We start from the raw sequence: 13336 nt of genomic DNA, 5'->3' as shown, positions 1-13336 counted from the left end.
TCGCGAACTCCCCGGGATACCAACGGAATCCGGGATTGATCACCGGTTGCGTCGTTCGGCGGCTTGTGGAACGCCGCACCCGCTGATTGCGTCGAACGGCGAACGAGTCATGGGGGTGGCACGTGTCGAATCCGCTGGTGGCGCAGGCCCAGTCGCAGACGACGGCGGTGACGGGGATCGGCATCGCCGAGTCGGCGACCGACCTGGCCAACGGGGTCAAGGACGGCTCCTGGGTCGAGGGCGGGCTGGGCGCGCTCGGGGTCGGCCTGGAAGTCCTGTCGATGGTGATCGACCCGCTCGGCACGCTCGCGCAGTACGGGGTGTCCTGGCTGATCGAACACGTCCGGCCGCTCAAGGAAGCACTGGACTGGCTCGCCGGTGATCCACCGGTGATCCAGTCCTTCTCCGACACCTGGGCCAACGTCGCGGCCGAGGTGACCGCGATCGCGCAGGACCTGACCCGCGAGGCGAACACCGGCACCGCCGGGTGGACGGGCGAGGGCGGGGACGCCTACCGCACCAACGTGGCCGCGCAGACCGATGCCATCGCGGGCGCGGCCACCCTGGCGGACGGGATCTCCACCGGGGTCATGATCATGGGCCAGGTCGTGGCGATGGTGCGCGAGATCGTCCGCGACCTGGTCGCGGAACTGGTCGGCAAGCTGATCACGTGGGCGCTGGAGGCCGTGTGCACCCTGGGGTTCGCGACCCCGCTCATCGCGGCGCAGGCGACCACGGCGATCAGCAGCGCCATCACCCGGATCAGCGACCTGATCCGCAAGCTGGTCAAGACCGTGGGCAACGCCGCGCCGAAGATCCGCCGGATCATCGACAAGCTGGGCGAGATCATCGGGAAGCTCGCGGCGCTGGGCCGGAAGTCCGGGGGCGACGGCCCGACGACACCGTCGAGGCCGGGCGCGGACGGGGTGTCCACGCCCGGCCTCGACGGCACTCCGTCCGCTCCGTCCACTCCGGACACCCCGGCGAGCCCGGACGCTCCCGGCGGCACCCCCGGTTCGCTGCGCACGACGGTGAGCAACGCCAAGGACCGGATCCGCGAGCTCGCCGTCAGCGCGAAGGAGAAGATCGGCCGGGCACTGGGCGACCCGGTGGACATGGTCACCGGCGAGGTCCTGCTGACCCAGACCGACCTCGACCTCCCCGGGGTCCTGCCGCTGCGGCTGGAGCGCATCCACCTGTCGGACTACCGCTCCGGCCGGTGGTTCGGCCGGTCCTGGGCGTCCACACTGGACCAGCGGATCGAGGTCGACGCCGCCGGGGTGGTGTTCGCCGCCGCGGACGGGAAGCTGCTCGTCTACCCGCGCGGCGACGACGGCCTCGCCCGGTTGCCGTCGGAAGGCCCGCGGCACGTCCTGGCGGGCAGCCAGCGCGACGGGTACACCATCACCGACCCCGAAACCGGCCGCGTACTCAGCTTCGCCGTGGCCGACCCGCGCTCGCCCGGGACCATGCCGCTGTCCGCGATGTCCGACCGCAACGGCAACACCGTGGAGTTCCGGTACGACGAGACGGGCGCCCCCGTCGAGCTGCGGCACTCCGGCGGCTACCGGGTGGGCGTCACCACCGAGGCGGGACGCGTCGTCGCGCTGACGATGCTCGCCGCCGGCGCCGACGGGTCCGACGTCCCGGTGACGCGCTACGACCACGACGAGGACGGCAACCTCGCCGCCGTGATCAACTCCTCCGGCCTGGCCATGCGGTTCGCCTACGACGAGCAGAGCCGGATGACCCGGTGGGAGGACCGCCGGGGAACCTGGTACGAGTTCACCTACGACGAGGCCGGCCGTTGCGTGCGCGGCACCGGGGCCGACGGCATGCTCGACAGCACCTTCGCCTACGACGACGCCCGCCTCGTCACCCGCCACACCGACTCCCTCGGCCACACCACGACCTTCCACTACGACGCCCGCGGCCAGGTCGTCCGCCGCGTCGACCCGCTCGGTGGCACCACCACCAGCGAGTGGGACGACCGCGGACGGCTGCTCGCCGAAACCGACACCACCGGCGCGACCACGCGTTACGTCACCGACGACGCCGGCGACCTGGTCGAGGCGGTGCAACCCGGCGGGGGCCGGATGCGCGCCGAGTACAACTCCCTGCACCAGCCCGTGGCCGTGATCGACGCCGCGGGCGCGATCTGGCGCTGGACCTACGACGAACGGGGGAACCCGGTCAGCAGCACCGGTCCCACCGGCGCCACCACCACCTACACCCACGACGATCGCGGCCACCTGCTGGCCGTCACCGACGCACTGGGACACACCCGGCGGTTCGAGACCAACGCGGCCGGCCTCCCGGTGACCGTCATCGACGAGGTGGGCGCCACCACGCGGCACACCTACGACGGGTTCGGCCGGGTCGTCAGCACCACCGACCCGCTGGGCGGGGTGACGCGGTTCGGGTGGACCGTGGAAGGCAGGCCCGCGTGGCGGTCCCTGCCCGACGGCTCGATCGAGCGGATGACCTACGACGGCGAGGGCGACACGGTCGAGCACGCCGACCTCACCGGCGCGGTGACGCGGATCGAGCACACGCACTTCGACCTCAAGTCCGCGGAGACCACCGCGGACGGCGCGCGCGTGGAGATCCGCTACGACACGGAGCTGCGCCCGGTGGCGGTGGTCAACCAGCAGGGCCTGGAATGGCGCTACGAGTACGACCCGGCGGGAAACCTGGTCCGGGAGACCGACTTCAACGGCCGCGTCCTGACCTACCGGCACGACGCCGCCGGCCGGGTGATCGAACGGGTCAACGCGGCGGGCGAGACGATCCGCTACACCTACGACGCACGCGGCGACGTCGTCGAACAGGTCGCCGGCGACGAGGTCACCACGTTCGCCTACGACCGGGCCGGGCGCATCGTGCGGGCGGCGAACTCCGCGGCCGAGGTGACCGTCTCCTACGACGCCGCCGGACGCGTCCTCGCCGAAACGTGCAACGGGCGGGTGGTGTCCTCGGTCTACGACGCGCTCGGCCGGCGCGTGCGCCGCACGACGCCCTCGGGCGGGCGGACGACGTGGCGCTACGACCCGGCGGGCCGCCCGCTGGCCCTGGAGACGGCGGGCAGCACGATCACCTTCGCGCACGACGCGGCCGGGCGGGAGACCGAGCGGCGCTGCGGAGCGGCGACCCTCAGCCAGACCTGGACCGAGACCCACCGGCTGCACACCCAGGTGCTCACCGCGGCGGGCGGCGGAAGGGGCCCGCGGGTCACGCAACGACGGGCCTTCACCTACCGCGCCGACGGCGGGGTCACCGCGATCGTCGACCAGCTGACCGGCCCGCGCCAGTACTCGCTGGACGCGCTGGGCCGGGTCACCGAGGTGCGGGCGCCGGGCGGCATCGAGCGCTACTCCTACGACCCCGCCGGCAACATCACCTTCGCCGCCTCCCCCGGCGACGGCCAGGACTCCGCCGGGCCGCGGGCCTACCGCGGCACCCGGCTGGACCGGGCCGGCGGCCTGCACCTCGAGTACGACGCCGAGGGGCGCGTCGTGCTGCGGAGACGGCGGACGCTGTCCGGGCGGGAGCGGACGTGGCGCTACGAGTGGGACGCCGAAAGCAGGCTCGCCGTGGTCGTCACCCCGGACGGCGTCCGGTGGCGCTACTCCTACGACCCGTTCGGGCGGCGGATCGCGAAGGAACGCCTGGCCGCCGACGGCGAGAGCGTGCTCGAGCGCACCGTCTTCAGCTGGGACGGCGAGCGCCTGGCCGAACAGGTCACCACCGGGGACGGCCCGGCCCGCGCGACGACGTGGGACTGGCACCCCGAGAGCTGGCGCCCGCTGACCCAGGTGGAGCGGGCCGCGGCCGCGGACGCGCCCCAGGAGTGGGTGGACAGCCGCTTCTACGCCATCGTCACCGACCTGATCGGCACGCCGGCCGAGCTGGTCGATCCCGGCGGCACGGTCGCGCCGCAGACCCGCACCCCGCTCTGGGGCGGCGGCGACGGGCCCGCCACCCCGCTGCGGTTCCCCGGCCAGTACCACGATCCGGAAACCGGCCTGCACTACAACCTGCACCGCTACTACGACCCGGACACCGGCTGCTACCACAGCCCGGATCCGCTGCACCTGCTCGGCGGGCTGGGCATCCACTCCTACGTCCGGAACCCGCTGACCTGGCTGGACCCGCTCGGGCTGCACGGGTACGACGACTCGCACAAGACGATCGCCTTCACCGACCGCGTCAACACGCTGAGCGGCTGGGGCAGGCACGAACCGCACTTCACCCGCCCCACGTTCAACCAGATGCGGCAGTTCCACCAGCAGATCGGCCACCCCCTGGTCGCCGAGCCGAACGGCCGGGACCAGGGCGTGTTCGGCCGCTACTTCGCGATGCACGCCGAACGCCAAGCGGCCTACCTCGACCCGGACGCGCCGATCCGGGTGTCCTCCACGATGTGCGACGACTGCCAGGGGTTCTTCCGCGCCCTTGCGCAGCACCGCGGGATCGCCCAGCATGTCAGCGACCCGCACCACGATTTCACCTTCCACACCGACGGGACGACGAGTGCCAAACCTCGACACTGACACCCTGGCGCGCCTCGCCGACGCGCTGCCCGCCGACGGCGAGCTGCCCTACGCCGACCGGCGCGCCCTCCACGCCGGGCTGGGCGAGGCGTTGCCGAGGCTGGAACTGCTGTGCGCGGAGCGGGTCCAGCCGATCTGGGACGCGGCGTTCCCCGGCGACGACCGGCCGAGGCGCCTGCTCGGCGCCGCCCGGTCCGGGCCCGCGGACGGCAGCCTGAAGCAGGCCGTCCGGGACGTGCACACCCACCTGGACAACCTGTCGCTGCGCGGCGGGACCGCGGTGTCCGCCGGGCTCGCGGCCTGGGCCGTGGCGCGCAACCTGGTGTTCGGCAGGCCCGGCGAGCCCGGTGACGTCGACGGGGAGATCGACCTCGATCCCGACGACTGGTCGCCGTGCTTCTACGCCGCCTCCGCGGCCGCGGGCGGTCCGGTCTGGCTGGACGGCAGTGATCCCGTGGCCCGGCGCGAGTTCTGGCGCTGGTACCTGCTCGAGGCCGTCCCCCGGGCCGCGGGGGCCTGACCGGCGCTCAGGGCTCCAGGCGGCGGCGCAGGTGCTCCGGGATCAGCTCCAGCAGCTGGTCCGGCCGCAGCGGCAGGTCGAGCAGGCTCAGCTTCACGCGGCTGCGGCTCGCGTGCTCACCCGCCGCCAGGCGGACCACCTGCGCGGCCTCCGGGCGCAGCGACGTCGTCAGCACCTCGTCCGGCCCCAGCGAACCCGCCGCCGTGCCGTCGACCTCCACCCCCACCGGCGCGCTGCCGGACGCGACGTGCAGCAGGATCTCGTCCTGCGGGCCGAGCACGATCGTGCGGCTGATGCCGGCCATCGGCGCCACCGGGGTCACCGCGATCGCCTCGGCCGAGGGCGAGAGCACCGGCCCGCCCGCCGCGTAGTTGTACGCCGTCGATCCGGTCGGCGTGGCCAGGATCAGCGCGTCGCACTTGTAGTAGCCGTACTGGCGGCCGTTGACCACCAGATCCACCGACACCGCGCCCGCCCGCCCGGTGCGCGCCAGCACCACGTCGTTGAACCCCGCCAGCGCCGCCCCGCCCACGGACGCCACCAGGCAGCTGTGCGGTTCGATCGTGTACTCGCCGCGCACCAGCCGGTCCAGCGCGTCCGGCAGCTGCTCCGGCGCGATCTCCACCAGGAACCCCAGGTGCCCGTGGTTGACACCGAGCACCGGCACCGGCCGCGCCATCACCAGCCGCATCGCGCCGAGCATCGTGCCGTCCCCGCCGAGGCTGAGCACCGCGCCCACGCGCGCCACGAAGTCCGCTTCGGACACCGCCGGGATGCCGGGCACCCGGGCGGCGTCCGCCTCCCGCACGATCACCTCGACCCCGCGCGTCCACGCGTGCTCGGTGACCGTCCGCACCGACGACTCCACCGTCCTGGTCGGGTGGATCACCAGGCCCAGTGTCCGCGACTCCCCCGTCATCACCACACCGGGCACGATACGCGGCCCGAAGGGAGGAGATTGGTCCCGCCGCCCCACGGGTACCTCCTGGCCCGTGGACACGGCAGGCACGATCACCCAGGCCCGCGAACCCGGCGACCCGCCCCGCCCGCGACGGCGCCCGGCGGCCGCGAGAGCGTTGACCTGCCTGGGAATCCTGCTCGCCTCGGCCCTGCTGCCGGGTGCCGTGGCGCAGGCCGCGCCCGCCCCGCGCGTGCTGCTGAACCAGGACTTCCCGGACCCCGACGTGCTCAAGATCGGCTCCGGCTACCACGCCTTCGCCACCACCGGCCCGTCCGGCCGCATCCCGGTCGCCGCCGCCGCGGACGCCGACGGGCCGTGGCGGGTCGCCGGCGACGCGCTCGCCGCCGACCCGCCCTGGGCGGACCCGAAGGGCGGCTACTGGGCGCCGGACGTCACCCGCCGCGCCGACGGCACCTTCCTCATGTACTACGCGGCGGTGTCCACACGGGACCGGCACCGCTGCATCGGCACCGCCGTGGCGAACTCGGTGGCCGGCCCCTACCAGCCGACCGGGGACGGGCCGCTGATCTGCGACCCCGGCGACCAGGGCGACATCGACCCGCAGACCTTCCAGGCCCGCGACGGCACCCGCTACCTGCTCTACAAGGGCGAGCGCCCCGGCGGCGGCACCTCGGCGATCTTCGTGCAGAAGATGACCCAGGACGGCACCGCGACCGACGGTCCCCGCACCGAGATCCTGCGCGCGGACCGCCCGGAGGAGAACGGCGTCGTCGAGGCGCCGGTGATCACCCAGCGCGGCGGCCGGTTCGTGTTGTTCTACTCCGCCGACGACTTCCGCAACACCACCTACCAGACCCGCTACGCCACCGCGTCCGCGCTGACCGGCCCGTACACCAAGGCCGGCCGGCCGCTGCTGACCACCGAGTCGATCGGCCGCGCCACCGAGGGCCCGGGCGGGGCGGACGTCGCCGGCGGCCGCGTGTTCTTCCACGGCTGGCTGAACGGCCAGCGCGCCGAGCGCGGCCTGTTCAACCTGAACCTGGAGTTCGTCAAGGGCGTGCCGCAGGTGTCCTAACCGGACTCGCCGCCGAACCGCCGTTCCAGATCGGACACCTCGGGCAGCCCGACGAGGCCGGTGAACTCGCCGAACGAGGGCAGGCCCGGCAGCGCGGCCGCGGGTGTGCCGTCCGCGCGCACGGTCTCCAGCAGGGCCCGGACCCCGGCGGTCGCCGCGAGGAGCGTGCCGATCGGGTACAGCACGAGCGCGAACCCCAGCTCCACGAACAGCAGGTCCGCCCCGGCCGCGGCGTAGGCGCGGGCCCGGCCGATCGCGTCGGCGAGCCCGTGCACGGCGGCGGCGTCGGTGCGCGCGATCAGCACGAAGTCCGGGTCCCGCCGGGCCGCCACGGCCGCCCGCAGCTTGCCCACCATCTCCTCGCGGGCGATGACGGCCTTGCCGCTGAGGTGCCCGCACTTCTTCGGGCTGACCTGGTCCTCCAGGTGGATGCCGGCCACCCCGGCCTGCTCGTAGGCCTGCACGGTGCGGATCACGTTGAGGGCGTTGCCGTAGCCGGTGTCGGCGTCGGCGATCACCGGCACGTCCACCGCGGCCACGATCCGCCGGGCGTTGTCGATCATCTCCGTGCCGGTCAGCAGGCCGACGTCGGGCCGCCCGATCAGCGACGCGGTGGTGCCGAACCCGGTCATGTAGACCACGCCGAACCCGGCCTGCTCGATCAGGCGGGCCGTCAGCGCGTCGTAGGCGCCGGGCGCCACCAGTGGTCCCGGTGCCGCGAGCAGCTCCCGCAACCGCTTCCGCGGCTCCGGGCCGCGGCCCAGCAGGTCTCCCACCGCGTCCTCCTCGCATCCGGTCGGCCCGGCCTCCGTCACCTACGCTAGTCCGCAGGGTGGCGGCTCGCCGAGTGGACAACGGCGCAACGTTCGTGCAACGTTCTAGCTCTGTGGGTGGTCGAGTGAGGGGTGGCTGGATGCGGACCGTGACGGGCCCGGCGGAGCGGATCGTCGTGGTGGGGGCCGGGCTGTCCGGGCTGGCGGCGGCGCTGCACCTGGCCGGGCGGGGGCGGCAGGTCACCGTGGTGGAGCGCGAGCCGGTGCCCGGCGGCCGGACCGGGCGCCTGGACCTGGGCGGCTACCGCATCGACACCGGCCCCACGGTGCTGACCATGCCCGATCTCGTCGACGAGACCCTCGCGGCCGTCGGCGACAGCCTCGCCGGCCGCCTGGACCTCGTCCCGGTCACGCCCGCCTACCGCGCCCGCTTCGCCGACGGCAGCAGCCTCGACGTGCACAGCGACCCCGAGGCCATGACCGAGGCGGTACGCGCGTTCGCCGGACCGTCCGAAGCGGACGGCTACCGGCGCCTGCGCGAGTGGCTCACCCGGCTCTACCGCACCGAGTTCGACCGGTTCGTCGCCGCCAACTTCGACTCGCCGCTGGCCCTGGTCACCCCGCACCTGGCCCGGCTGGTCGCGATGGGCGCGTTCGGGCCGCTGGACCGCAAGATCGGCCGCTTCCTGCGCGACGAGCGGCTGCGCCGGGTGTTCTCCTTCCAGTCGCTCTACGCCGGGCAGTCGCCCCAGCACGCGCTGGCCGTGTACGCGGTGATCGCCTACATGGACACCGTCGCCGGGGTGTTCTTCCCGCGCGGCGGACTGCGCGCCCTGCCCGACGCCCTGGCCGCGGCCGCCGCGGACGCCGGGGTGGAGTTCCGCTACGGCACGGAGGTCACGGCGCTGGCGCGGTCCGGCACGCGGGTGACCGCGGTGGAGACCACCGGCGGCAGCCTGCCCGCCGACGCCGTCGTGCTCACCACCGAACTGCCGGCCGCCTACGCGCTGCTCGGCCGGACCCCGCGCCGGCCGGTACCGCTGCGGCCCGCCCCGTCCGCGGTCGTCGTGCACGTCGGCACGCGGCAGCGGTGCGACACCGCGCACCACACCATCCTGTTCGGCGCGGCGTGGCGGCGGACGTTCTCCGAGCTGATCACGCAAGGACGGCTGATGACCGACCCCTCCCTGCTGGTGACCCGGCCGACGGCCACCGACCCCGCGCTCGCCCCGGACGGGCGCGACCTGCTCTACGTGCTCGCGCCCGCGCCCAACCTGCGGCGCGGCCCGGTGGACTGGGACCGCGTCGGCGACGCCTACGCCGACGAGGTCCTCGGGCACGTCGCCGACCGGCTGCTGCCCGGTCTGGGCGGCAGCATCGAAGCCCGGCACGTCGTCACCCCGGCCGACTGGGCCCGGCAGGGCATGATCGCCGGGACACCGTTCGCGCTCGCGCACACCGTCGCGCAGACCGGTCCGTTCCGGCCGCGCAACCTGGTGCGGGGCACCGAGAACGTCGTGCTGGCCGGCGGCAGCACCGCGCCCGGGGTGGGCGTGCCGACCGCGCTGGTGTCCGGGCGCCTGGCCGCCGACCGCATCACCGGCGCCCGCGTGCCCGCGGCCGGCGCCGTCCCGGTGGCGGCGCGATGACCGGGGCCCTGGACGCCGCCGGGATCACCGAACCGCGCCTGCGCGCGGCCTACGTCCGCTGCCGCCGCCTCAACGCCGAGCACGGCCGCACCTACTACCTGGCCACCCGGCTGCTCACCAAGGCGCAGCGCCCGGCCGTGCACGCGCTGTACGGGTTCGCCCGCTTCGCCGACGACATCGTCGACACCGCCGCCCCGGGCAGCGATCCGGCCGCCCGGCTGGAAGCGCTTTCCACGGCGCTGTTCGCCGGGCTGGACAGCGGCCACAGCGACGACCCGATCCTGGCGGCCGTGGTGGACACCGCGGCGCGCTACGGCATCCGGCGCGACCTGTTCACCGCGTTCCTGGACTCGATGCGGATGGACCTCACCGTCACCGGCTACGCCGACCGCGCCGCGCTGGAGAAGTACGTGTACGGGTCGGCCGAGGTCATCGGGCTGCAGATGCTGCCCGTGCTGGGGACCGTGGGCGAGCCCGGGGAAGCCGCGCCGTACGCGGCGGCGCTGGGCAAGGCGTTCCAGCTGACCAACTTCCTGCGCGACGTCGCCGAGGACCTCGACCGCGGCCGCGTCTACCTGCCCGCCGACGAGCTCGCCGCGTTCGGCGTCGACCGCGACCTGCTGCTGTGGTGCCGCCGGCACGGGCGCACCGACCCGAAGGTGCGGGCGGCGCTGGCCGCCCAGCACGCCGCCACCCGGGAGATCTACGCCTACGCCCGCGCGGGCATCGACCGGCTGCACCCGGTGTCCCGGCCGTGCATCGCGACCGCGCTGGTGCTGTACTCGGAGATCCTGGACCGGATCGAAGCAGCCGGCTTCGCCGTGTTCGCCCACCGCGCCCGGGTCGGCCGCGCCCGGCGGGTGCGGCTGGCGGTCACCGGGCTGGCGCGGGCGATGTGGGCGCGGCGGGGACGGCGCGCGGCCGACCTGACCGCGGCCGCGACGGAAAGGTGGGCGTGAATGGACCGTTACCAGTACCTGCTCGTCCTGGCCGGGTGCCTGCTCATCACCCTGCCGCTGGAGTTCCTGGGCGCCCGCGTCTACCGGCGCCCGGCCGTCCTGGCACGCGCGGTGCTGCCGGTGGCGCTGGTGTTCCTGATCTGGGACGCCATCGCGATCGCCCGCGACGTGTGGTGGTACAACCCGGCCTACGTCACCGGGGTGCGGCTGCCGTTCGCCGTCCCGCTGGAGGAAGTGCTGTTCTTCCTGGTCATCCCGGTGTGCGGCGTGCTGACCTACGGGTGCGTGCAGGCGATGCTCGGCCGGTTGCGCACGCTGCGGAAGGTGCGCCGGTGACCGGGCTGGGGTACACGCTGCCCGCGGTGCTCGCGGTCATCGTGGTGTGCGTGTGGGAGCTGGCGTACCTGCGCACCGGGCTGTTCCGCAAGCCCGCCTACTGGATCTCGATGGCGATCGTGGTCGGCTTCCAGATCCCGGTCGACGGCTGGCTCACCAAGCTGAGCGCGCCGATCGTGCTCTACGCGCCGGAGCACACCAGCGGTCTGCGGTTCCCGTGGGACATCCCCGTCGAGGACTTCCTGTTCGGGTTCGCGCTGGTCACCGCCGTGCTGCTGCGGTGGGAGCGGCGCACCGCCAGGCAGGAGCGGGCATGAGCGTGGACCGCACCGGCCTGGCCCGGCACGAGGTGCCCGGCGCGTTCGACACCGGCGCCGCCGCCTACGACCGGCTGGTCGGCGCGAACCCCGGTTACCACGCGCACCTGCGGTTGTCGGCCCGCCGGATGCGCCTGCCCGGCGGCGGCCGCGGGCTGCGGCTGCTCGACGCGGGCTGCGGCACCGGAGCCTCCACCGCCGCGCTGCTGGCGGTCGCGCCGCACGCCGAGATCGTCGCCTTCGACGCCTCCGCGGAGATGCTCGCCCAGGCGCGGCGGAAGTCCTGGCCCGCCACCGTCCACTTCGTCCACACTCCGGTCGAAGAGCTGGCGCCGGCCGGGATCACCGGGCCGTTCGACGCGATCTTCGCCGCGTACCTGATCCGCAACCTCGCCGACCCGGACGGGCAGCTGCGCGCGTTGCGGGCCCTGCTCAGACCCGGCGGGACGTTCGCCGCGCACGAGTACTCGGTGCGGGATTCGCTCGCCGCCCGTCTGATGTGGCACGCGGTGTGCTGGAGCATCATCATCCCCGCCGGGCGGCTGGCGACCGGCGACGCCACGCTGTACCGGCACCTGTGGCGCAGCGTCTCGTCCTTCGACGGCGCCGCGCGGTTCCGGCAGCGGCTCGCCGGCGCCGGGTTCACCGCCGTGCACAGCGAGACGATGACCGGCTGGCAGCGCGGCGTCGTGCACACCTTCCTGGCCACCAACCCCGAGGAGACCGCGTGACCGACCGCCGCGCCGTCCGGCACCGCGCCCCCGCCGGCGCGGCGGACGCCCGCGCCCTGCCGCACCGGCCGTCGGTGGTCGTGGTGGGCGGCGGGATCGCCGGGCTCACCGCGGCCACCGGGCTGGCCGAGCGCGGCGTCGCCGTCACCGTCGTCGAGCGGGAGAACGAGCTGGGCGGGCGCGTGTCGGCCTGGACCGACCGGCTCGCCGACGGCAGCACCGTGTCGATGAGCCGGGGTTTTCACGCGTTCTTCCGCCAGTACTACAACCTGCGGGCGCTGCTGCGGCGCGCCGACCCCGGCCTGACGCGGCTGCGACCGGTCGCCGACTACCCGCTCGTCGACGCCGCGGGCCGCCGGGACACCTTCCGCGGCCTGCCGCGCACACCGCCGTGGAACGCGCTCGCCTTCGCACTGCGCAGCCCCACCTTCCGCCTGGGGGACCTGTTCCGGCTCAACGCCCGTGCCGCCGCGCCGCTGGCCGCGGTGTCCGTGCCGGGCACCTACGAGCGGCTCGACGAGGTGGACGCGGCGACGTTCCTGGAGCGCGTCAACTTCCCGCCCGCCGCGCGGCACCTGGCGTTCGAGGTGTTCTCCCGCAGCTTCTTCGCGCCGCCGTCGGAGATGTCGGCCGCCGAGCTGGCGACGATGTTCCACCTGTACTTCCTCGGCTCGTCCGAAGGGCTCGTGTTCGACGTGCCGGACTCCGCCTTCGACACGGCGCTGTGGGAGCCGCTGCGGGAGTACCTGGTGCGGCTGGGCGTGCGGTTCCGCACCGGCACCGAGGCCGCCGGGGTCACGCGGGACGGCGCGCGGTGGGCGGTCGACGGTGCCGCGGCCGACGGGGTCGTGCTCGCCACCGACGTCGCCGGGCTGCGGTCGATCGTGTCGGCCTCACCCGATCTGGCCGACGAGGAGTGGCGGTCGCGCGTGCTCGGGCTGCGGACCGCGCCGCCGTTCCTGGTGCACCGGCTGTGGCTGGACCGCCCGGTCGCGCCGGACCGGCCCGCCTTCCTCGCCACCGGCGGGCTCGATCCGCTGGACAACATCAGCGTCCTGGACCGCTACGAGCGTGAGGCCGCTTCGTGGGCGGCCCGGCACTGCGGGTCCGTCGTGGAGCTGCACGCCTACGCCTGCACCGGCGAGGTCACGGTGCTGCGCAAACAGCTGGTGGACCGGCTGCACCAGCTCTACCCGGAGACCGCGGGGGCGCCGGTCGCCGGGGAACTGGTCCAGTGGCGGCGCGACTGCCCGCTGTTCGGCGTCGGCGACTTCGCCCGCCGCCCCCGCGTGCGCACCCCGTTCGACGGGGTCGTGCTGGCCGGCGACGGGATCCGCATCGATCTCCCGGTCGCGCTGATGGAACGCGCGGCCGCGACCGGCTGGCACGCCGCGAACTGCCTGCTCGCGCGGTGGGGGCTGGCCGGGCACGAACTGACCACCGTGCCGGTCCGCGGGCGGTTCGCGCCGCTGCGGGCCCTGGCCGCGCTAGGAGGGTGAGG

At 74.4% G+C, this 13336-nt stretch carries 11 protein-coding genes; 9 read left to right on the top strand and 2 right to left on the bottom strand.

All coding sequences use genetic code 11. From position 1 onward, the window contains the following. Positions 1 to 122 precede the first annotated feature (122 nt). Positions 123 to 4553: a DUF6531 domain-containing protein gene (locus L1857_RS19510; protein WP_116113459.1), complete on the top strand. Its 4431-nt coding sequence runs from the start codon at positions 123 to 125 to the stop codon at positions 4551 to 4553. Then, positions 4534 to 5073 (top strand): Imm5 family immunity protein, encoded by a 540-nt coding sequence (locus L1857_RS19505; protein WP_162831202.1) that lies wholly within the window; start codon positions 4534 to 4536, stop codon positions 5071 to 5073. Before L1857_RS19510 ends, L1857_RS19505 begins: the two co-directional genes overlap by 20 nt. 7 nt (positions 5074 to 5080) lie before the next feature. Here the strand turns inward: L1857_RS19505 and L1857_RS19500 are convergent, their stop codons facing one another. Then, complete coding sequence (locus L1857_RS19500; protein ID WP_116113469.1) at positions 5081 to 5992, bottom strand: NAD(+)/NADH kinase; 912 nt, start codon at positions 5990 to 5992, stop codon at positions 5081 to 5083. A gap of 73 nt (positions 5993 to 6065) precedes the next feature. Between L1857_RS19500 and L1857_RS19495 the strand changes: the two genes are divergently transcribed. Beyond that, positions 6066 to 7070 (top strand): glycoside hydrolase family 43 protein, encoded by a 1005-nt coding sequence (locus L1857_RS19495; protein ID WP_249465816.1) that lies wholly within the window; start codon positions 6066 to 6068, stop codon positions 7068 to 7070. On the opposite strand, the gene L1857_RS19490 is transcribed toward L1857_RS19495, so the two are convergent. Then, complete coding sequence (locus L1857_RS19490; RefSeq protein WP_240323367.1) at positions 7067 to 7846, bottom strand: isocitrate lyase/PEP mutase family protein; 780 nt, start codon at positions 7844 to 7846, stop codon at positions 7067 to 7069. The two genes, L1857_RS19495 and L1857_RS19490, sit on opposite strands and share 4 nt — an antisense overlap. 137 nt (positions 7847 to 7983) lie before the next feature. Here L1857_RS19490 and crtI point away from each other — a divergent pair, with 137 nt between their 5' ends. The 6 genes from crtI to L1857_RS19460 are packed head-to-tail and all read left to right on the top strand — an operon-like array spanning position 7984 to position 13334. Beyond that, entirely contained in the window at positions 7984 to 9492 is a 1509-nt protein-coding gene (crtI, locus tag L1857_RS19485; protein ID WP_094003093.1) for a phytoene desaturase family protein, read from the top strand. Beyond that, on the top strand, positions 9489 to 10451 hold the full coding sequence (locus L1857_RS19480; protein ID WP_249465813.1) for a phytoene/squalene synthase family protein: 963 nt from the start codon (positions 9489 to 9491) through the stop codon (positions 10449 to 10451). The genes crtI and L1857_RS19480 overlap by 4 nt, the downstream gene beginning before the upstream one ends. Next, on the top strand, positions 10452 to 10787 hold the full coding sequence (locus tag L1857_RS19475; RefSeq protein ID WP_094003095.1) for a lycopene cyclase domain-containing protein: 336 nt from the start codon (positions 10452 to 10454) through the stop codon (positions 10785 to 10787). After that, complete coding sequence (locus L1857_RS19470) at positions 10784 to 11104, top strand: lycopene cyclase domain-containing protein (protein WP_094003096.1); 321 nt, start codon at positions 10784 to 10786, stop codon at positions 11102 to 11104. Before L1857_RS19475 ends, L1857_RS19470 begins: the two co-directional genes overlap by 4 nt. Continuing rightward, a complete protein-coding gene (locus L1857_RS19465) occupies positions 11101 to 11835 on the top strand; it encodes a class I SAM-dependent methyltransferase (RefSeq protein WP_094003097.1) in 735 nt (244 codons plus the stop codon). The genes L1857_RS19470 and L1857_RS19465 overlap by 4 nt, the downstream gene beginning before the upstream one ends. After that, positions 11832 to 13334, top strand: a complete 1503-nt coding sequence (locus tag L1857_RS19460) for an FAD-dependent oxidoreductase (protein WP_249465811.1) — start codon at positions 11832 to 11834, stop codon at positions 13332 to 13334. The genes L1857_RS19465 and L1857_RS19460 overlap by 4 nt, the downstream gene beginning before the upstream one ends. The last annotated feature ends 2 nt before the right edge of the window (positions 13335 to 13336 follow it).

The organism is Amycolatopsis thermalba, from assembly GCF_023376025.1.
Classification (GTDB): Bacteria; Actinomycetota; Actinomycetes; order Mycobacteriales; family Pseudonocardiaceae; genus Amycolatopsis_E; species Amycolatopsis_E thermalba.
Note: the sequence above shows the minus strand (reverse complement) of the source record. Positions and strands in the feature narration are given on the sequence as shown.

What these genes read in the sequence shown, in the direction of transcription:
- L1857_RS19465 (WP_094003097.1), top strand. Translation starts at nt 11,101, where the DNA reads ATGAGCGTGGACCGCACCGGCCTGGCCCGGCACGAGGTGCCCGGCGCG.
- L1857_RS19475 (WP_094003095.1), top strand. Translation starts at nt 10,452, where the DNA reads ATGGACCGTTACCAGTACCTGCTCGTCCTGGCCGGGTGCCTGCTCATC.
- crtI (WP_094003093.1), top strand. Translation starts at nt 7,984, where the DNA reads ATGCGGACCGTGACGGGCCCGGCGGAGCGGATCGTCGTGGTGGGGGCC.
- L1857_RS19500 (WP_116113469.1), bottom strand. Translation starts at nt 5,992, where the DNA reads ATGACGGGGGAGTCGCGGACACTGGGCCTGGTGATCCACCCGACCAGG.
- L1857_RS19480 (WP_249465813.1), top strand. Translation starts at nt 9,489, where the DNA reads ATGACCGGGGCCCTGGACGCCGCCGGGATCACCGAACCGCGCCTGCGC.